12 protein-coding genes are annotated in these 21,609 nt (G+C 35.4%); 3 read left to right on the forward strand and 9 right to left on the reverse strand.

What is annotated here, in order from left to right:
- Positions 1 to 887 precede the first annotated feature (887 nt).
- Positions 888 to 3,350 (forward strand): PAS domain S-box protein, encoded by a 2,463-nt coding sequence (locus VK90_RS13545; protein WP_048373472.1) that lies wholly within the window; start codon positions 888 to 890, stop codon positions 3,348 to 3,350.
- A gap of 329 nt (positions 3,351 to 3,679) precedes the next feature.
- Here the strand turns inward: VK90_RS13545 and VK90_RS13550 are convergent, their stop codons facing one another.
- From VK90_RS13550 to VK90_RS13565, 4 genes are all read right to left on the reverse strand, one after another.
- Positions 3,680 to 9,148 carry a Cna B-type domain-containing protein gene (locus tag VK90_RS13550; protein ID WP_048373474.1) on the reverse strand — a complete coding sequence of 1,823 codons (5,469 nt, stop codon included), beginning with the start codon at positions 9,146 to 9,148 and terminating at the stop codon, positions 3,680 to 3,682.
- Positions 9,149 to 11,276: 2,128 nt separating this feature from the next.
- Positions 11,277 to 12,230 (reverse strand): TRM11 family SAM-dependent methyltransferase, encoded by a 954-nt coding sequence (locus VK90_RS13555; protein ID WP_048373476.1) that lies wholly within the window; start codon positions 12,228 to 12,230, stop codon positions 11,277 to 11,279.
- Between the two features lie 312 nt (positions 12,231 to 12,542).
- Positions 12,543 to 14,129 carry an N-acetylmuramoyl-L-alanine amidase gene (locus tag VK90_RS13560; protein ID WP_048373478.1) on the reverse strand — a complete coding sequence of 529 codons (1,587 nt, stop codon included), beginning with the start codon at positions 14,127 to 14,129 and terminating at the stop codon, positions 12,543 to 12,545.
- A 219-nt stretch (positions 14,130 to 14,348) separates the two neighbouring features.
- Positions 14,349 to 15,398 (reverse strand): M42 family metallopeptidase, encoded by a 1,050-nt coding sequence (locus tag VK90_RS13565; protein ID WP_002170589.1) that lies wholly within the window; start codon positions 15,396 to 15,398, stop codon positions 14,349 to 14,351.
- A 128-nt stretch (positions 15,399 to 15,526) separates the two neighbouring features.
- On the opposite strand from VK90_RS13565, the gene VK90_RS27675 reads away from it, so the two are divergent.
- A complete protein-coding gene (locus VK90_RS27675) occupies positions 15,527 to 15,706 on the forward strand; it encodes a hypothetical protein (RefSeq protein ID WP_053081418.1) in 180 nt (59 codons plus the stop codon).
- A 20-nt stretch (positions 15,707 to 15,726) separates the two neighbouring features.
- On the opposite strand, the gene VK90_RS13570 is transcribed toward VK90_RS27675, so the two are convergent.
- From VK90_RS13570 to VK90_RS13580, 3 genes are all read right to left on the reverse strand, one after another.
- A complete protein-coding gene (locus VK90_RS13570) occupies positions 15,727 to 16,053 on the reverse strand; it encodes a nucleoside triphosphate pyrophosphohydrolase (protein WP_016119674.1) in 327 nt (108 codons plus the stop codon).
- Between the two features lie 17 nt (positions 16,054 to 16,070).
- Positions 16,071 to 16,391, reverse strand: coding sequence for a hypothetical protein (locus tag VK90_RS13575; RefSeq protein WP_048373483.1), 321 nt, complete (start codon positions 16,389 to 16,391; stop codon positions 16,071 to 16,073).
- 62 nt (positions 16,392 to 16,453) lie between these two features.
- The gene (locus VK90_RS13580) at positions 16,454 to 17,242 is read right to left on the reverse strand and encodes an enoyl-CoA hydratase (protein WP_048373485.1); all 789 of its coding nucleotides are present in this window, start codon (positions 17,240 to 17,242) and stop codon (positions 16,454 to 16,456) included.
- Between the two features lie 327 nt (positions 17,243 to 17,569).
- On the opposite strand from VK90_RS13580, the gene VK90_RS13585 reads away from it, so the two are divergent.
- Positions 17,570 to 18,964: an O-antigen ligase family protein gene (locus VK90_RS13585; RefSeq protein WP_048373487.1), complete on the forward strand. Its 1,395-nt coding sequence runs from the start codon at positions 17,570 to 17,572 to the stop codon at positions 18,962 to 18,964.
- Between the two features lie 93 nt (positions 18,965 to 19,057).
- Here VK90_RS13585 and VK90_RS13590 read toward each other — a convergent pair whose 3' ends face one another.
- Positions 19,058 to 20,089, reverse strand: a complete 1,032-nt coding sequence (locus VK90_RS13590; protein ID WP_048373488.1) for a hypothetical protein — start codon at positions 20,087 to 20,089, stop codon at positions 19,058 to 19,060.
- Between the two features lie 9 nt (positions 20,090 to 20,098).
- Positions 20,099 to 21,556: an MBOAT family O-acyltransferase gene (locus VK90_RS13595; RefSeq protein ID WP_048373490.1), complete on the reverse strand. Its 1,458-nt coding sequence runs from the start codon at positions 21,554 to 21,556 to the stop codon at positions 20,099 to 20,101.
- Positions 21,557 to 21,609: the final 53 nt, after the last annotated feature.

Consider the following 21,609-nt stretch of genomic DNA (forward strand, 5'->3'; position numbering starts at 1 on the left):
CCTTAAGTTGATGGATGTGTGGTGAGCCCCCTCATAGCAAAAAATACAAGAAGCTACTACCATCCATGTTCTTCTTCATATATTCGTACCAAAACCCAATAATCTATATGAAAATAAACAGATTTAATTAGCAGCTAGGGAAATGTCGAATTTATCGGAATCTTGTATTTTCTTGTTGTTTTATCTTGTTGTTAATGTTAAACTTATACTCACAAAGAAAGAGATTAAAGAGAAACCTTTACCGAATTAATTTTCTGATTTTTCTGTCTTTGTCGTTTTTCCTCCACTCCGTTTGATTGGCATGTTTGTGTATTGCTTCTCTACTCTTTCTTTGTTGTACCCTTCAGAAGAAAACAATTTGTTCCTATCCAAGTTGTTTTCTTCATTAATATAAAAATAGCAAATTTGTTATTTTTATATTAATGAAGAAAATATTTTGAATTACTCACCACCTAACGGCCTAATAGGCTGTTTGAAGTGGGAGATTCCTAAGTACAGAAAACTATCGGTTTCTAATCCATTAAGCTATTCCCGTAGTTCCTACGGTTAAGAGACGACTGCACCCAATGGTTTTAGCAATTAATATTTCTTATCGCTTATTTAGATAGATACGAAACTTCTATACTTTATTTACCAACATGGGATGTACCTCGCTTTCTTGCATGATGCCTTCATTATATACGCCTACCAACATTCATTTCCCACCTGAAATTAGTGTTTCATATATTCAAATTTCCGAGGAAAGGAGCTTCTGTTGAAAAGAGATAAAAAGGAGCTAAATTTTCATCACTGCTCATCTCCCATTTCCGAATAAAAAGTCTAATCACCGTATAATTTGTAGAATTCTCGTACTTTTTTCTAATACATTTAATAAGGGGGAATGTGACATGCTTTTCACAGGATTCTTCATTAATCTATCTATTTTTGCTTTCTTAGTTAGTTCAGCTATTTTTATCCAAGTATTTATAAGAAAAATGGATTCCAAATCAATCAAGTTATTTGGAGGCATATTTGCAGGTATCATAGCTGCTATTTTGATGATTTTTAATTTTAAGCACATGGGATTGTTTTATGACCTTCGAGCGGTTCCTCTTATAATGTCGTTTATTTATTTTGGTCGTAGAGCCGGCTGGATTACATTAATGTTTATTTTATTTATGCGTATCTTTTACCTTGACGGTGATTGGGTACCTGCCTTGATAGCTGCCTTAGGAATAGCTACTATATATACCATATTTCAAACATATCTCAAAAATATCCATGCTTTTAAAAGTATCTTTCTTTATCTAGCTGTTTATATAGCTATAATCCATTTGGTATTTGGATTCTTTTTTCCTTCTATACCACTTATACTTCTTGACATCCAAGGTACGTTATTTATATCGTGCGGACTCTTGATTGGTGTTTTTCTTATAGAATCCTATCAAAATTTATATAGCTTAACACAAAATTTAGCTAAAACGAATGAAACATTACTAGAATCAAAGCGAGAATTAAAGGATACCGTACATCAACTGCAAGGAGGTATTTTCAAATTTAAAAAAGTGAATGGGAATTTTATTCATACTCTGTGTGATGGACAATTATTTTATCAACATGGGTTTCACTCTCAGCAAGTGGTGGGGAAAAGTTTACCTACTATAGATTCTTCTATTGTTTCACTCCATTTAGTTCCTCGACTATTAAAATATTATCAACAGGCATGGGATGGCGAGGAAGTAACTTTCGAACTACCATGGCCAAATGATGAGACTATTATACTTTTCTCTCTTAGGCCTGTTAAAAGAGAGGGAAAAGTGATTGAAGTAGTTGGTTCTACTGTTGATATAACGCAGAGAATAAATGCGGAAAATGAGTTAAAGGTAACTAAGGAACGATTAGAATCATTTATTGATCATAACGTAGATGCTATCACTATATTTGATTTAGATGGTCATATGTTGCAAGCGAATAAAGCCTATGAGAGGATATTTGGTTGGTCAGAAAAAGAATCCATAGGAAAAAAATTACCTTGCGTACCTGAATTTTTAATAGATCAAACTTTTGAATATATAAACCACATTAAAAATACCAATATGAAAGACCCAATTATCACCTGTTTAGAAACTGTTAGACAAAAAAAAGATAAAACTCTTATTGATGTAAGCCTGACGATTTCACCTATTCTAGATTTTAGGGGTAATGTAATTGCTTTATCAGGAATTTGTAGAGACATTTCTGAAAGGAAACAAGCAGAAAGAGAACTGCATCAATTACACCAGCAATTAAGTGACAATGAAATGAAATACCGTGCACTCATCGAACAAGCAACTGATGCAGTATATGTAGTGGAGCTGAATGAGGATCAATCTCCAACTCGCTTTATCGAAGTAAATCCTGTTGCGTGTGAAAGATTTGGATATAGTAGAGAAGAGCTTCTTTCGATGGTATTTCCTAGTAACGTTCCGCCAGATTCTCCAATGGTCCAAAGAATCATAGAAAAAATTAGAGAAGGGCAAACTGCTTTCACATTACAAGATGAATTTGTTTTTCCTAAAGGAAAGACCCTGACAATTGAATTTTCTGTTCGTGTGTTTAACTTGAATGGCAAAAAAGTTTTCTTGAGTATCTCTCGAGACATCACCGAACGGCTAAAAACAGAGGAATTATTACGAAAATCGGAGAAACTTGCTGTAGTAGGTCAATTGTCCACTGCAATTGCTCATGAAATTAAAAATCCTTTAACAGCAATGAAAGGATTCATGCAATTATTAAAATCAATGGAAAATAAGAACACTGAGCACTATATAGATATAGTGTTATCAGAGATTGAACGTATAGATAGTATTACTAATGAATTTATGACATTAGCAAAACCCGAGGCATTAGAAATCAAAACTAATGACCTGAATGTATTAATGAAGCAAATTGTAATGTTGCTTGAACCTCAAGCGACAATGAATTGCATACAAATTAAAACTGAGTTTACATCTGATACTTCATTCATACTTTGTGAATGTAATCAATTAAAGCAAGCTTTTATAAATATCTTAAAAAATGCAATTGAGGCAACTTCAATGGGAGGGGATATCTTGATTCAAATCGAATATGTGCCTGATCAAAACCAAGTAAACATTCGATTTACTGATTATGGATGTGGAATTGAACAGGAACGTATACCTTACCTAGGAGAACCATTTTATAGTATCAAAGAAAATGGTATCGGTTTAGGATTAATGATCTGTTATAAAATTATTGAGAAGCACCAAGGAAAGATATTGATTGAAAGTGAAGTAGGTAAAGGAACAACAGTTAATATAAATCTTCCTATATCTACTCTCGAAAAAGAAAACTCTTATTCAACTTCTTAGATATATCCTAGAATCATGAAGTACAGTTATACAGTTTATAAAATTTCCCCCTTTAGATTTAAGTATAGGAGCAAGTATTAAATTTCTAGCTGATGGTGTATTGAATGAAAGTAAACATAAAAAAACAATTGATTTTGAAGTAAACCGAAGATTAATCATCTTAATAAGATGATTAATCTTTTTTATAAAAACTTAAGGAATCTAAAATTAAAACCCACACATTTTGATCAAACTTTTTTCAAAATGTGTGGGTTTCCTCTATTTATAAAATCAATATTTGCAGCAAGAGTTTGATCAAACTATAATTCAAACCAACATAACCAGTCTTGTTATCTCTTTCGTTGACGAGCAAATACGAATCCACCTAAAGCCACCAACAACATTCCAGCAATATATGAAATCATATCCATTGATGTTCCACCTGTTTTAGGAAGCCATACTGATTTCTCAGCATTTTCTTTAGTAGGTAGAACTTTTGACTCGCTATTTTTGTCTGTATTTGTGTTTGGATCTGTGCTTGGTTTTTTTGGATCTGTACTTGGATCTTTCGGATCTGCACTTGGTTCTTTTGGACTTTCCTTGACTTTTATATTCGTGATGTCATAACCTTGAACCTCAGATTGATATCCAGCCACCGGTTGTTCTTTCACTTCATACTTGTATGCTTTTCCATCTGCATCGTATGCTGCTAAATCTGTAAACGCGTATTTCCAATCACTTACTTTACTTACTTCTTGTGTTGCGATTACTTTGCCATTTTGTAGTAGATCTACTTTGATCATTTCTGGACGATCCGTTGCGTTATCATCTTTCCATGTCTTCGTTCCTTCTACCTTTGTTTGGCCTACTTTTGTATTCGTGATGTCATAACCTTTTACTTCAGATTTATATCCAGCTACCGGTTGTTCTTTTACTTCATACTTGTATGCCTTACCTTCTGCATCGTAAGCTTGTAGTTTTTCAAACGTGTACTTCCAATTTGTTGCTTTACTTACTTCTTTCGTGTCAATTACTTGACCGTTTTGTAGTAAATCTACTTTGATTGTGCTTGGACGATCTGTTGCGTTGTTATCGTTCCATGTTTTTGTTCCTTCTACTGTCAATTTCGCTACTTTTGTATTCGTGATGTCAGTACCACTTACTTTGGATTCATATCCTGCTACTGGCTGTTCTTTCACTTCATACTTGTACGCTACTCCATTTTCATCGTATGCTTGTAGCTTTTCAAACGTATACTTCCAGTTTGTTTCTGCTGTTACTTCTTTTGTATCTACTACTTTACCGTTTTGTAAAAGATCTACTTTAATTATTTCCGGACGATCTTTCGCGTTATCGTCGTTCCATGTTTTCGTTCCTTCTACTTTTGTTTCGCCTACTTTTGTATTTGTAATGTCATAACCATGAACCTCAGACTTATATCCATCTACCGGTTGTTCTTTCACTGTATAGATGTAAGCTACTCCGTTTGTATCGTATGCTGCTAAATCTTTGAATTCGTATTTCCAGTCTGTTACTTTGCTTACTTCTTGCGTCGCAATCACTGTACCATTTTGTAAAAGGTCTACTTTAACCATTTCTGGACGATCTTTCGCGTTATCGTCGTTCCATGTCTTCGTTCCTTCTACTGTTGTTTTGCCTACTTTTGTATTCGTGATGTCAGTACCACTTACTTTGGATTCATATCCTGCTACTGGCTGTTCTTTCACTTCATACTTGTACGCTACTCCATTTTCATCGTATGCTTGTAGCTTTTCAAATGTGTACTTCCATTCTGTTGCCGTTGTTACTTCTTTTGTGTCTACTACTTTACCGTTTTGTAAAAGATCTACTTTGATCATTTCCGGACGATCTTTCGCGTTATCGTCGTTCCATGTTTTCGTTCCTTCTACTTTTGTTTCGCCTACTTTTGTATTTGTGATGTCAGTACCGTTTACTTTGGATTCATATCCGGCTACTGGTTGTTCTTTCACTTCATACTTGTATGCTACTCCGTTTGCATCGTATGCTTGAAGTTTTTCAAATGTATACTTCCAGTTCGTTGTCGCTGTTACTTCTTTTGTGTCTACTACTTTACCGTTTTGTAGTAAATCTACTTTAACTGAGCTTGGGCGATCTGTTGCGTTGTTATCGTTCCAAGTCTTTGTTCCTTCTACTTTCGTTTCGCCTACTTTTGTATTCGTAATGTCATAACCGCTTACGCTAGATTGATATCCCACTACTGGTTGTTCTTTCACTTCATACTGATAAGCTACTCCATTCGCATCGTATGCTTCTAAATCTGCGAATATATATTTCCAACCCATCATTGCTAGTACGTCTTGTGTTTTGATCACGTTTCCGTTTTGTAGTAAGTCTACTTTGATCATCGCTGGACGGTCTATTGCATTTCCGTCCTTCCACGCTTTTGTTCCTTCTACTGTTGTTTGTGCTACTTTTGTATTTGTAATGTCATAACCATGAACCTCAGATTTATATCCATCTACTGGTTGTTCTTTTACTTCATACTTGTACGCATTACCTTCGGCATCATATGCCGCTAAGTCTGTAAACGCATATTTCCATTCACCAGCTGCGCTCACTTCTTTTGTTGCGATCACCTTGCCATTTTGTAGTAAATCAACCTTGATCATTTCCGGACGATTTGTTGCGTTTCTATCCTTCCACGTCTTTGTTCCTTCTACTGTTGTTTGGCCCACTTTTGTATTTGTAATGTCATAACCTTTTACTTCGGATTTATATCCATCTACCGGTTGTTCTTTCACTGTATAGATGTAAACTACTCCGTTTGTATCGTATGTTTGGATTTTTTCAAAAGTATACTTCCAGTTTGTTGCCGCTGTCACTTCTTTTGTATCTATTACTTTACCGTTTTGTAGTAAATCTACTTTAACTGAGCTTGGGCGATCTGTTGCGTTGTTATCGTTCCAAGTCTTTGTTCCTTCTACTTTCGTTTCGCCTACTTTTGTATTCGTAATGTCATAACCGCTTACGCTAGATTGATATCCCACTACTGATTGTTCTTTCACTTCATACTGATAAGCTACTCCATTCGCATCGTATGCTTCTAAATCTGCAAATATATATTTCCAACCCATTATTACTAGTACGTCTTGTGTTTTAAATACGTTACCGTTTTGTAGTAAGTTTACTTTGATCATTGCTGGACGGTCTGTTGCATTTCCGTCTTTCCATGTCTTTGTTCCTTCTACTGTCAATTTCGCCACTTTTGTATTTGTAATATTGTAGCCATTTACTTCCGATTTATATCCTGCTACTGGATGCTCTTTTACTGTGTACGTATAGGCAACACCATTTGCATCATATTGTGCTAAGTCTGCAAATGTATAATTCCAACCGGTCCCAGCTGTTACATCTTGTGTTTGGATTACATTTCCATTTTGCAATAAGTCCACTTGGATTGAGCTTGGACGATCTGTTGCATTGTTGTCATTCCAAGTTTTCGTTCCTGAAACAGATGTTTTTGCATCTTTTGTATTCGTAATGTTGTAACCATTCACTTCCGATTTGTATCCCGCTACCGGTTGCTCTTTTACTGTATACGTATAAGCAACACCATTTGCATCGTATTGTGCTAGATCTGCAAATGTATATTTCCAACCGGTTGCCTCTGTTACGTCTTGTGTTTGGATTACGTTTCCGTTTTGTAATAAATCTACTTTGATTGAGCTTGGACGATCCAGTGATGCGTTATCCTTCCAAGTTTTTGTTCCTTCTACTGTTGTTTTGCCTACTTTTGTATTTGTGATGTCATAACCGTTTACTTCCGATTTGTATCCCGCTATCGGCTGTTCCTTCACTGTATACGTATAGGCAACACCATTCGCATCATATGATTCTAAATTTGTAAATGTATATTTCCAACCATTTGCCGCTGTTACGTCCTGTGTCTCGATTACATTACCATTTTGTAGTAAGTCTACTTTGATCATTTCCGGACGGTCTGTTGCATTTCCATCTTTCCACGTCTTCGTTCCTTCTACTGTCATTTTCGCTACTTTTGTATTTGTAATATTGTAGCCATTTACTTCCGACTTGTATCCCGCTACCGGTTTTTCTTTCACTGTATACGTGTAAGCAACACCGTTCGCATCATATTGTGCTAAGTCTGCAAATGTATAATTCCAACTGTTTGCCGCTGTTACATCTTGTGTTTGGATTACGTTTCCATTTTGCAATAAGTCTACTTGAATCGAGCTTGGACGATCTGTTGCATTGTTGTCATTCCAAGTTTTCGTTCCTGAAACAGATGTTTTTGCATCTTTTGTATTCGTAATGTTGTATCCATTTACTTCCGATTTGTATCCTGCTACTGGTTTTTCTTTTACTGTATACGTATAAGCATTGCCATCATTATCATATGCAGGTAGATCTGCAAACGTATAGTTCCAGTTATTCGCTGCTGTTACGTCGTGTGTTTTGATTGAATTTCCATTTTGCAGTAACTCTACTTGGATTGAGCTTGGGCGATCTGTTGCATTGTTGTCATTCCAAGTTTTCGTTCCTGAAACAGATGTCGTTTTCACTTTATTCGGAATAGTAAGCTTTACGCCTTTTTCAGCATTTGCATCAATTGTAAAAGGCACTTTTACTTGAGGATCGAAATCCAAATAGTTTGGACCTGCAATCTCCTGTACATAGTAATTACCTGGGTCTAAATCCGGGACCTCCACCATACCTTGTCCATCCGTTATATACGTACCGCCTATTTGCTGACCTGACCCTGTATATAAGTTAAATGAAACATTCGGTATAAATTTCGTCTCATCTCCGGCAATGTGCTTCACGATTCTTAACGTTCCTTTAGGAGGTAAATCGCCTTGTGCACCGCCGCCCTGATCTATATTTTTAACACTGGCACTACCCGACGTTGATACAGGATTTTCATTCGTAATCTTGTAATCAACCTTATATTGATTATCAAAATATGGTTGACTCTTTCCACTTGCAGTTATAGTAGATGTATAGGAGAAAGCAAAAGTAATACCACTTGCCTTATCCTTATTAATCACAACTTTAAACGCGTTATCACCGATAAAAGTAACCGTTCCATAACCTTGGGCTTCAAATTCTTGAGGTGGCATTGGAGCGGCAAATCCTCCAATACGGAAACTATCTTGATTAAGTGTTTGTCCCGGCCCCAAAGTATCTGTCAAAACAATATCTGTATCTACATTTTGCTTTGCACCATTTATATTTAACCACCAATTTACTATATTGGTATCTTCAGGTTTAATACTGCCCCCTTTAGAGTGAAATGTTCCAGGGCTACTCCCCCCATTATTATTTGGACCGGTAATCGTTACTTTTTGAGCCTCTAAATTTGTACCTAGATCCGTATTGATTGTTTTCTTTTCTCCCGCCGCTACATCCTGAGTCGCTTCAACTTGAAAATAGAAATCCCCTCTAACATTTAGGAGTTTCTCAGCTACATCACTAAATGTACATACCACATTAGTTGTATTTATTTGACAAGTACCAAAATTTTGCCCTTGCTCATTATTCAATGGAATCGTTCCTTTGAATCCTTTTAATTCCGGGGGCAACGTTAATGCTAATGTGTCTCCCGTTTTTATTTTCAATCCAGGTTTTTCACTAAAATTAACGCGTATTTTCGTCTGTTCACCGACACCTAGTTCCGTTTTATCGAATATAAAACTATCAACTAGTCCTGTTTTATTTAATTCTTGTGCACTTGCTATTATGGATGTGAAACTCTGACCTATAGTAAATATAAAAATCATTAAAATCGAAAAAATCGAGGTTACTCTCTTTATCATGTCATTCTCCTATCAATTATAATTAGATGGCTCCTAATATGAATATGCAATGACAATGACTTAATAGGTTGATGGCATTTTTCTCTTTTAATTGTTATACACTTAAAAACTTGAAAACAGATTTCTATAAACGATCCCTCTGTTCTCTATTAAACTTCATTTTTTCTAATGTAACATTAAATTCACCAAGTTTAATGTTTACAAGTTTAACAATTATTGATATTATTGTAACTGGCGAAGTTACGTTTTTTTCATCACCCCTATAAAATATTGGGATTTTATATCATATCTACCATCTTATGTTGAGCATAAATTTCTGATTAATAATGTTTTCATTTCAATGCTATTAGTCTATTCATATTATTTTCCATTGTTTTCAGATTCATAACATCAATATGTCCAAATTTGATAGCACCTTTTTAATGATTCACAACTTTATTTACCAGAATCTTTTTCCCCCTCCTATAGGCATTTTTTTCATGCTCTCATCCGTAATATAGGACCTTTTGGATACCAAAGATAGTTTTTGTAACTTTTGTAATTGATTTTGTAATTAAAGAAACCAAACATAAATTAATACCTCTTTTGAGATAAACTTCTTATTTTATACTTCCTTCTACATACACCGAAACATCATCCCTAAATGCTTGTTCTAAATCTCTACCTAATTCTTGATTCATTCAGTAAAAATATAAAATCACAAACAATTTTGTTTATCCATATACCTCTTGGAAATCATTTCTCAGATTTGTAATTAGATAGTCTTATACTTTGTAAAAGAATGAATAGCAACGTTCACCAATTTGGGTCAGCTTATGCATTTAGAATCTTAATCACAATCTACATGACTTGTAAACTTCATGGTTACATCTCGCTATTCCAAGTCTTCAATTAAATCCTCAGCTTGATGACTAGATTCATAATTACTTGTAGTTGCTTACTTCTTTATTTGTATGAAACTACATTTTTCGTTGCTAGGTTGAAACAACGATCTCAATTTCCTTTACAAATATTTGTAATAAGTATGCAATTAATTGATTAAGGTTTCATAAGAATAACAGAATGCTTACACTCTACTTTTACCAAATAATCACATCTCAGTCACCTCGCTATCTATTTATAATGCTCGCTATAATATATAAAATAAAACAAAGAAAGAGTAGTAAGCGTAAATATGAATCAGACAAAAATTAAACTGAATTTTCAGTCTTTTTTGTTTGAAGGAGGATATTTTCAGCTACTCTTTCTTTGTATTTTGAGTTTAGCACTAAATATAAAGTATAACAAGACAAAAAAATGCAAAATTCTCATAAATTCGACATTTTTTTCACAAAAAATAATACTGATCCTTAATTATTAGAGATCAGCTGAAATACGCTGTACTTTCATAATTAGCTTTTAGGTAAGAATCCCCTCCACCAATAAAGCCAATTTCCTGTACGTTAAGGAAATTGGCTTATTAATGTAATTCATTGGTTATGTTTGTTTTTTTTTGAACGCTTAAATACTAGCCATAAAAATGTTTTTATCTCTTCTTGACTTATACAATGGAGAAATAAATTGTATAAAAATTTAAACAAACATTTTGGCGATGAGGAGCATGTAAGGCGACCCCTAAAACAAAAAAGAAAACAACTTGTATAAAAACAGGTTGTTTTCTTTTTTAGGGTAAAACAAAGAAAGAGTGGAAAAGCAATACTCAAACTTATGAATCTAATGGAGTAAACTAACAAATAAGACTAAAGATTCAGAAAATTTAATCGCTAAGGGTTTTTGTGTACTCTTTCTTTGTTGTTATGAGTATAACATTAAAAATTACATGAATCAATAAAAAATTACATAATTCTTATATTTTCGACATTTCCCGCAAAATGATGCTGGTTGTTAATTAGTGTGGGTTATCACACATCTCCATGGTTCTGATGCAATGATTGCATCTATTTGAAAGAGGTATATAGATTCCTAATGGAATCTATTCTTATGCAGCCATTCCGAATAGTTGATGGATATGTGGCGGTACCCCATAATAAAAAGGCAGGAACATTTTGTACATATCAAATATGTTCCTACCTTTGATTTTATTGAGTTTAACATCTATGCCCTAAATATAACGATCGGGTGACCTTTCCTATTCACAAATAAGAATTTGTCTCGAGAATGTTCCTTTTTTTGCGACGCCACGATCTGTGATTTCGAATCCGGCTTCATGAATCATGTCGTCCATTGTTTCCATCGTTACAACGACTACTTTTTTTGCGATACGGCGCGCACTTGAGAGAATTGAGAGTTGATCTTCTGGTGTTGCGTGCGTAAATAGGTCGTACGGCATGTCGATAATTGCAACGTCGTAGCTCTCAGTAATTTCTTCAATTGGGCCTTTTGTTACTGTTCCTTCAAACCCGAAATGTGCGATGTTTTTTCTCGTTCCAAGAACCACAAGTGGATTTATATCTCTACCGACGATGTTAATCCCCATAGAAAGTGCTTCTACTACTACCGTTCCAATGCCGCAGCACGGGTCAATTGCTCGTACTCCCTCTGGATTTGGTACAGCGATATTTGCAACAGCTCTAGCAACACGTGTGCTCAGTGATGTCGAATAACTATGCGGTTTTTTTATGTGATGGTACCAAACCGGATCACTTTCTACATAGTGTCCGAAGTACCAGCGTCCTCCAAGGGGAACAATTCCGAATACACGCTCTGGATTACGAACGTCTGCTTCTCCCTCAATATGCATACCAAGGTCTCGCTCAATGAGACGTCTTTCTCCATATTCAATTTTATTCTCTCCAACAAGGTCATTAATTTTAACAAAGATAACTTTGAACGTTGCTCCTGCCAAGTCGATTTGTTCCACTTGTTTCAAAATGCTCTCCAAGTCGTCTCCTTCATACATAACTTCAATCCGTTCTTTAATAAACGGGCTTCTACTCGGATCAATTTTGACATCACTTTTCAAAATGTTAACGTGAGACTCCATTCCAAACAATGAGCGCATTTCCAAGTAGCATAAAGAACGCTCATCCTCACGGAATGCATACGTATATATACATGCAGGTGTTTTACTATGATTACTCAATCTATTATCATCCTTTATCGTTTAAAATTGTTATTATCACAATTACTCAAATGCTTTTTCACGTAAAGTGAAACTTTTATCAGTGGGAAGCCTTATCCCCCACTGATAATTAGCCCGCACCAATCGGGCTTTTACGGGCAGCCCGACTCCCACCTAGCTTCCTCGTGTTCGTCTAATTTCTGGGTGGGAATCTTACTGCTCGTAAATAGCGGGATAAAATTAAATGATATCATATGCTCGAAATAAAGAGAAACCTTTATCATTCATTTCATAAATAAAAGAGACTGCCTATTGGCAATCTCTTTTGATTTCTTAGCGGAAAGAAGATACATTGTTACCCATTGCTTCGTAGTAATCTAGAATACCTTGATAAACCGCTTCCGCTGCACGTTGTCGCTGTTCTGGCGTAGCTATTTTATCTGCATCACCTTTATTATCTACAAATGCTAGTTCTGCTAATACAGCTGGCATTGTGTTTTCTCTAATTACGTATAAATCACCGTTTTTCACACCACGATCAGTTGTATCCAACGCGTTCACAAGACGTTTTTGAATCTTCTCTGCTAATAAACGACTTTCGTCTACATTTGGATTCGTCGCTCTTGTTGCTGCGCCATAATAGAATGTTTCTGTACCATGTCCATCTTTTCCTTGCGAACCGTTACCATGGATACTTACAAAGATATCACCGTTATTTTGTTGAGCAAACTCTACTCGCTTTTTCAATGAATCTGTTGAATCTGTTCCTGGACGTGTATCATCTGTGCGAGTTAATAACACAGTAAATGGTGTCTTTTTCTCAAATATTTTCTGTAATCGTAATGATACATCTAATACGGTTTGACTTTCTTTCTCATAATAACCAGGATTCCCCGAGTCAACTCCACCATGACCTGGATCAATAATAATCGCTTTTCCTTCTAAGAAGTTACCTTGTTTCGCTGGGTTTAATTGATTTTTATCAACCCATTGGAAACCAGCGCCCACACGGATACGAATCCAGCTACCATTCTCTTCAATAACAGTTACTTTTTGTGCACCATATGTACCTAGCACTTTAGACTGATGTGAAGCTTCTGCATACGCAGTAAACTCTTCATTAATAACATCTGTTTTCTCTGTTAAAGGTGTCCACTTGTCACCTTTACTTGTTGCAATCTTCATCCATCCATCCGCTCTTTGCTCTTTCACTTCAATCATTTGCGGTTGATGTTGAACGTCAGTAATACCAGATGATAATGATGCTTGATGATATGTAATAAAGTTTCTATTCATATACATTCTTTTCGATGTATTTGTTTTATTTTTATCTGCCATTGCGATAAACTGAGCTGCTTCGGCACGACTTACAGTACCGTCAGGATTCCAGCCATTTCCTGTACCCTTTGAAATCTCTAAAGCTACTAAAATATTAGCTTTTTCCTTACCCCAATGATTTTCCAAATCTTTAAATTGTGTTGGAAGTTCTCCAATAATTTTCTTATCTAATGAATATGCTTGTACAAGCATAGCTGCCATAGATGCACGGTTAATTGGGCTTGATGGATTGAAATTCCCAGTACCATCCCCACTAACTACACCTGCTTTTTCTACTGCAGCAATATATGGTGCTGCCCAATGATTTTGTGAATCTTTAAAAGATGGTTTCGCTTTTGGATCAATTGGTAAACCAAGAACGATCGCCAATAACTTTGCAGCTGATCCTTTATCTACCGCTTCAAATGGAGCAAATGTTCCATCTGGTTTTCCATCAAGCGCATTTTTACTAACTAAATAGTCTACTGAACTTTGCGCCCAATCTGGAACATCTGTAAATTTTTTCTCTGCTGCGAAACTACTTAATGGAGACGATAATAAACTTGCGGCTAAAATACCAGCCGCGACTGCACGATACTTCATAAATAATAATACTCCTCTCGAAAATCAACGTTTAAAACGCGTAATCTTAATATACAAATTATGGATAAATAAAACAAAAAAAATTAGCGCACCTCTATCATTTTATAATACTAGAATTCTGTAGTAAACCTACTTTCTTAATATTGTACAATAAAATGCAATTAAATTATTTTTTATGCACAAAAAAGTGGTTGATTCATAGAACCAACCACCCTCTCACTATTCTACTATCATCTCTGATAATACATATGCATAAACAAGCGCTTCTGTATGTGCAATCGAGCTTTCATGCGTACGCTCAAATGCATGAGAAGAGTCAATACCAGCTCCAATTAACGCATGCTTCACATCAAATCCAGCGCGAATCGCAGCTGATGCATCTGATCCATAGTATGGATAAATATCCACTTTATACTCAATAGCATTCGCTTTCGCCAGTTCCACTAAATGTTTACGTAAAGCGTAATGATATGGACCACTAGAATCTTTCGCACAAATAGATACTGTATATTCATCAGATGCTTGTCCATCACCTAACGCCCCCATATCAACTGCTAAATATTCTACAGTTTCCTCTGGAATGTTAGAGTTTCCACCGTATCCGATTTCTTCATTATTAGAAATTAAGAAATGTGTTGTATATGGCAATGTTACATTCTCATCTTGCAATCTTTTAATTAATTTTAATAAAATTGCTACACTTACTTTATCGTCTAAATGACGTGATTTTATGTATCCACTCTCTGTAATTTGAACGCGCGGATCAAATGAAACGAAGTCTCCTACTTCAATTCCTAACTCACGTACTTCATCTGCTGAAAATACACGCTCATCAATACGAACTTCAATATTTTTCTCATCGCGCTTCGCTTCGCCTGCATCTTTATATACATGGACAGAAGTTTGATGCATTAAGATTGTTCCTGTATACGTCTTACCGCTTGACGTTTCAATTTCGCAATATTCCCCTTCTACAGAGTTCCAGCGAAATCCGCCAATCATAGATAAACGAAGACGACCGTCAGGCTTAATTTCTTTCACCATCGCACCTAACGTATCAACATGAGCAGTTAATAAACGATGCTGCTCATCATTCTTCCCTTTTACCGTTAAAATAAGAGCGCCTTTATTATTACGCTTCGTCTCTACATTCCACTCATTCACATAGTTTTCAATGAAATTAATAATTTTCGTCGTGTTTCCAGATGGACTCGGAATAGAGACAAGCTCTTTAATTAATTCCATCGTTTCTTTTGCATGATGTGCCATTGTCGTTTTCCTCCTCATTTTCTCTACTATTCAGTATACAAAATTTGCTATGAAACCTCTACTAATATAGTTTAATTTTCTAAATTATAGTAAAATTAAGTTTAGTACGTAAAAAGGAGCTAGCAAAAATGACCGTAACGAAAAAACATGTACATATTGCACTCATTTGGTTTTTATCCTCATTAATTTGTTTACAAGTTTCTTATGTCGTCCACACTACTACTTCTATTACAATCGGCTGGACATTAACAGTTATCTTCTTAATCATTAGCCTACTTGCAGCAAAAAAGCACAGCCCCACTAAGTAAGCTGTGCTTTTTCTATGAAACTACTCTTCCGAAACGTCCATCAAATAAATCCCTCTTGTAAAGCCGCCTCGTTCTTCTTCTTTTTGCTTACGAAGACGTTCTATATCTTCAATTGTTGCACCTTCTGCACGCGCTAATGAAATAATAACTTCAAGTGCATCCGCAAGAGAATCTAACGCATGCTCACGCTCTTTCATTGAAGCAAATTCACGAATTTCTTCCGTACCAATTTTCGCTAACGCTTGTATGTAAGCTTGTCCTGTTAATTTTTGCGCTGTATATGTTTTTCCAGACATTAAAATTTTCTCTGGGACACGATCTCTTACTAACTTGTTATAAGTTGACATCACTTACCCTCCTCTATTTAATAACACCCGAGCTCTGCTTTATAGAAAAACCAATCTTTTTTCACACAAGCACTTAACATATCAATTCCTGGTCCATGTGCTCTTACTGTCGGAAAGAAGTAATGCTCTGGCTCCTCTTCCTTATCACTATATAAAGTCGCATACTCAGCAGGAATCGCCTCTTTTTTCACATCCCGTTCTTTCGTCACTTCACTAGAGAAAGCAACAATTGGATGTCCCTCAAAGAATAATGCAGTCCGTACTGCAAGAGATGGTGTACTATGCAAAGCATAATATGTAAGTAAAATAATAGCGATAACACCGATAATTTTCTTCATTTATTACTCCTAAAAAAAGTGCTAACACAATTATACTAAAATGTGTTAGCACTTTCTTCACTTTATTCCCCTTTAAACGCCGGCAAACGTTTTTCTAGAAAAGCAGCAATACCTTCCTTATGGTCCGCTGTTTGTCTCATCGCATATTGACCACGCTTTTCAAGTTGCAGCGTTTGTTCTAAATTAGAGCGATTTACTTCACATAAAATTTGTTTTGTTTGAATCATCGCCTTGATAGGTTTTTGTAACCATTCATTAATTTTTTGCTTTACAGCCGTTTGGAAATCCTCACCGATTACTTCATCAATTAAACCGATATCTAATGCTTCTGTTGCCGATAACTTCTTCCCTTCCCAAATAATTTGCTTCGTCATATTTTCACCGACGCGCTTTTGAAGGAAGAAATGGCCACCACCATCTGGAACTAAAGCGATTCCAATAAAGTTCATCGCAATAACTGACGAACTATCGGCCATTACATAATCAGCTGTTAACGCAATGCTTAGCCCCAGTCCTGCAGTCGGCCCATGAATCGCACTAATAACAAGCTTTGGCATCGTATACAACGTCACAACAATTTCAGAAATTGTATTCATAATGCCTTCAAACTTGCTTTCATCATTACTTGAAAGCATGGATTTAATATCTCCACCCGCAGAAAAACCACGGCCATTTCCGCATAACACAACAACATGAGCAGAACTTGCCGCTACTTCTTTCAACTTTTGTAACAACTCTTTTAACGTTGGTTCATCTAATGCATTTAAAACCTCTGGACGATTGACCATAACCGTTGCTACGCGCCCTTCATATTTCACAACAACAGATTCTGTTTTACTTGTTACTTCCATTATATATACCCCTCTTTTCCACATAAAGATTATACTTCTATAATTATAGAAAGTATGTCAAAAACCCTTCTTTTTTCTTAATTTTCTGTCTAATATTCTCGTAATTTGTATATAACTCCGTATAAAACATACAATTTCGTTAAAAAATATAGAAATTAAAGTCGGTTTATCGATGCTTTTCATCTATTTACCATTGTAATGAAATGGTGTATTCTTAAGTTTGTTACAAAAACAAATATTGAAATTCATTCGCCTTACTATGTAAATAAGGCTTTTATCCCCATCTCTTGGGTATTGAAATAAAGGAATGAAGAAATGGAGGAACATATGGTTACTAAGTTGAAACAAACGGATAACTACTTCCCGCATTTCCTATTGCTATTCATTGTGTTTCAACCAATTTTAGATTTATTAACATCTTTTTCAATCTATGTATTACACATGAGTGCAACAATTGGAATCGTAGTCCGTTTCGCCTTTATGCTTCTCGCATTAGGGTATCTACTTCTTCATAGAAAACAACATGGAGCGAAAAAGTACATTCTCTATTTATGTCTACTTGGGGTCGTACTAGCAATTGGCCTTGTAAATAATATGATGGTCAAATCTCCAGTTTCATTTGGCGAAGAAGTGAAATTTATTTTAAAGAGCATATATCCAATTGTGTTACTGTTCGGATATATCATCGTCTTTAAAGAGTTAAAAAATAATGAATACGCGTTTCATAAAATCATTACATATTTCTTATATGCAACTTTAATTTTAAGTATCACACTGATTGTTGCAATGCAAACTGGTACAGATTTCCCAAGCTATCCTCACTCAAAGATCGGTTCAAGAGGATGGTTCTTTGCTGGAAATGATTTAAGTGCTATTTTTGCAATTATGTTCCCAATCGTTGTCTTATATTCGATTCACAAAACAACTTCTTTCTCGAAAGCCTATTACTGGATTCCAACTTTACTCGCGATGTATGCAAGTATTATGGTCGGAACGAAAGTAGGATACGGTGCAATTGTTCTTACACTTGGTATTGCACTTTTATTCTCATTCATTGAATATATGATTCATCGCAAAAAAGAAGGAAAAGGATTCACATATCTTGTAAACACAGTTGTTGCTGCTATTGTACTAGGAGGCTTACTTGCACTTACACCGTATACTCCTATCGCAAAAAATATGGGCATCCATTTACAAATGTATGAATACAAAAAATCAGTTCAAGAAGAAAAAGAAAAAAAAGAAGGAAAAGTAATTAAAGAAGATCCAGACGAAGCAAAAAAACATGCACAAGGTGAGCTAACAGACTCTGAAGTGAAAAGTTTAATTTACAGTGATCGTGATAAGTTTTTAAACGTATACAAACAATACTATAAAGACGCACCACTATCACAAAAATTATTCGGAATGGGCTACGCTGGTAACTATACGGATAAAATTAAATTAATCGAAATGGACTTCCATGATCTATTCTTTGCATTCGGAATCATCGGTTCTCTTATTTACTTCCTACCATTCCTTTACTTCGGTATTAAATTGTTACTGCGCATCATCGCAAACTTTAAGAAAATATTAACTGTGAAATATATGCTATCAGCTAGCACCATTATACTATCACTTGGAATCGGCTTTATGTCCGGGCACGTATTAACCGCGCCATCCGTTAGTATTTTCTTCGTTGTTATACTCGCTTACGTAATTGTTGATTTAAAGGCGGAATAATTGAATAAAAAACGCTTAGAGAAATAATTCTCTAAGCGTTTTTTTGTCCTAACATTCCCTTACCGCCTCTAGTATTCAAAGTACTAATTCTTTCTATTGAAAAGATGCATGAATCTGCTCTAACACCTCATCTATATTATCCTTCGTAATCACAATACCAAAGTCTTTCGGGACATTGCTATCCTCTTCATTCACAACTTTATGCGCGATCATCTGCCCGACTTCCGGTCTGAAATGATGCCCATCCATATAATTGTCTAAATTCTTTGTAACGGAATTGAGATACATGAAATGATGAACTTCTCCAAATACAGCTACAGCGTCATGAAGCCATCTTTTATAATCTTCCCATCGCCCTGACTGAATCATCGTACGGAACAGAGGCTCTGAAACAGGCGTTGTAAAAATATAAAACTTCGTATTCGGATTATGAGCCTTTACTGTTCCTAATATTTCTTTCATATTTTGATACTCATAATTCCCGCCGTAAATCTCTCTACTAAACTTATCTACTTGCGCTGCTATTTGTGCATCGCGTTCTTCTTTCGTATAATCACGCATTGACTTTACATTCTCTCGATTGTACCGGTCAATAGCCGTATTATGATGGATAGAGTTTTCAATTGTATTCTTTGAATAGGTAATCCCGTCCATACTCACATACGATTTAATCGGGTACAATAAACTTTGCGCCTGATTAATATACACTTCTGGTTTATCAAAGCCGATTTCTCTATTTTTGTTCGTTCCAAGAAAATCTAAACCGAGTACAATTGACGATAATTCACTGCCTTTTTGTTTTTTCGCATATTCAATATACGCATCATATTCACGCGGATCTGTACTACTCACCGCATAATTAAATGCGTTTAACCCGGTGAAGTCATTCTCGTTAATAAAAGTCGTTCTACTACTTCCAAGTATAACTCCATCATATGTAAACGGACGGTATGTTATATAATTCGTTTTCTGCTGTCTCTCGTTAAACCCAAACTGAACATCATTCCACTTATTTTTATGCGGGAATAACCAAAGTGAATCTATATAGCTATTAAATATCCCAACACCTACAAGAGGAACAAAAACACATACAAAGACGAAAATAAGCCACTGTTTGTTTTTCATATTCTCCACCTAGAAATTAAAGTATAAAAACTCACTAATACTCGTTAAATGTAACACGCTATATACGAGTAATATTGCAGTAAATAAAGCGGTCCATACATTCGGACGGAATGAATCTTTTAACTGAATCGAATTTTTCAAGAAGAAACTAATACATAACGCCCCAAAAATGTACGCTACCATTTTCGGATCTAATAAAGATACATGGTACCCTTCTGTAAATGAAACACCGTACTCTTTTAAAAATTGCAACTTCTCTATTATAAATGCTGGGAATACGCTATTTGCTAATTCGAATCCATTTAATCCAAACATTCCTTTTAACACTTTCACCGCATCATGCATAGATGTTGCCCTAAAGAATACCCACGTTATATTAATAAAGAAAAACGTAACGAGCCAACCAGCAAAGGCCGGCATGCGCCCTCCCGCTTTACTCCATAAGCGATGAATAACAGAAGCCGCGCCGTGCAGGAATCCCCAAAAAATAAATGTCCAGCCAGCTCCATGCCAAAGTCCACTTATTAAAAATACAATCATAATATTCACGTATGTACGTGTAATCCCTTTTCGATTTCCTCCTAGAGAAATATATACATACTTCGTTAAAAACTGGCTAAGCGTCATATGCCAACGATGCCAAAAATCTTGTATATTCACTGCTTTATATGGTGAATTAAAGTTTTGAGGTAATTTAATATTGAACATTAAGGCGATTCCAATTGCCATATCACTATATCCACTAAAATCAAAATATAATTGGAACGTAAACGCTAACGACGAAAGCCACGCTTCGACGAATGTTAATGATTGCTGCACATCAAACCCTTCACGTACAAGGGGTGATAATACATCTGCAATACCTACTTTTTTGAAAATACCAATTGCAAATACGAAAATCCCAAGAACGATATACTTCGATTGCCAACGCTTTTTACTATCATCAGCAAACTGTGGCATAATTTGCACATGATGTACAATAGGCCCTGCAATAAGCTGCGGGAAAAACGTTACAAACAATGCGTAATCAAGAAAATGACATGCCTTCGTTTCCCCGCGATACGTGTCTACTAAAAATGCTATCTTTTGAAACGTATAGAAACTAATCGCAAGCGGTAACGTTAATGATAATAATGTAAAATGAGTTCCAATTAATGCATTAACATTTTGTAAGAAGAAATCATAATACTTGAAATAACTAAGCATCCCAATATTAAATATTAACCCTACTATTAAAAGAAATTTACTCTTACGCTTCACGAGTCTCATTCCGATAAAGTAGTTCACAATGAGCGACACTAACATAAGCGGTAAATATTTCACATTCCAATAACTATAGAAAAATAAAGAGGCCGCAACGAGCCAAGCTTTCGCTAATGTAGCATGTCCAAATTTATTTAATAGAAAATATAAAAGAAATGCTATCGGTAAAAATAAAAAAATAAACTCAAACGAGTTAAATAACACACCATCTCTTCCCTTCTAAACAAATCACACCTTATTCATCTTATCTTATCCAA

Source organism: Bacillus sp. LK2, from assembly GCF_001043575.1.
GTDB classification, from domain to species: Bacteria; Bacillota; Bacilli; order Bacillales; family Bacillaceae_G; genus Bacillus_A; species Bacillus_A paramycoides.

Excerpts from the sequence above, each read along its gene's own strand:
- VK90_RS13545 (WP_048373472.1), top strand. The coding sequence starts at position 888 with ATGCTTTTCACAGGATTCTTCATTAATCTATCTATTTTTGCTTTCTTA.
- VK90_RS13550 (WP_048373474.1), bottom strand. The coding sequence starts at position 9,148 with ATGATAAAGAGAGTAACCTCGATTTTTTCGATTTTAATGATTTTTATA.
- VK90_RS13560 (WP_048373478.1), bottom strand. The coding sequence starts at position 14,129 with ATGAAGTATCGTGCAGTCGCGGCTGGTATTTTAGCCGCAAGTTTATTA.
- VK90_RS13565 (WP_002170589.1), bottom strand. The coding sequence starts at position 15,398 with ATGGCACATCATGCAAAAGAAACGATGGAATTAATTAAAGAGCTTGTC.
- VK90_RS27675 (WP_053081418.1), top strand. The coding sequence starts at position 15,527 with ATGACCGTAACGAAAAAACATGTACATATTGCACTCATTTGGTTTTTA.
- VK90_RS13570 (WP_016119674.1), bottom strand. The coding sequence starts at position 16,053 with ATGTCAACTTATAACAAGTTAGTAAGAGATCGTGTCCCAGAGAAAATT.
- VK90_RS13575 (WP_048373483.1), bottom strand. The coding sequence starts at position 16,391 with ATGAAGAAAATTATCGGTGTTATCGCTATTATTTTACTTACATATTAT.
- VK90_RS13580 (WP_048373485.1), bottom strand. The coding sequence starts at position 17,242 with ATGGAAGTAACAAGTAAAACAGAATCTGTTGTTGTGAAATATGAAGGG.
- VK90_RS13585 (WP_048373487.1), top strand. The coding sequence starts at position 17,570 with ATGGTTACTAAGTTGAAACAAACGGATAACTACTTCCCGCATTTCCTA.
- VK90_RS13590 (WP_048373488.1), bottom strand. The coding sequence starts at position 20,089 with ATGAAAAACAAACAGTGGCTTATTTTCGTCTTTGTATGTGTTTTTGTT.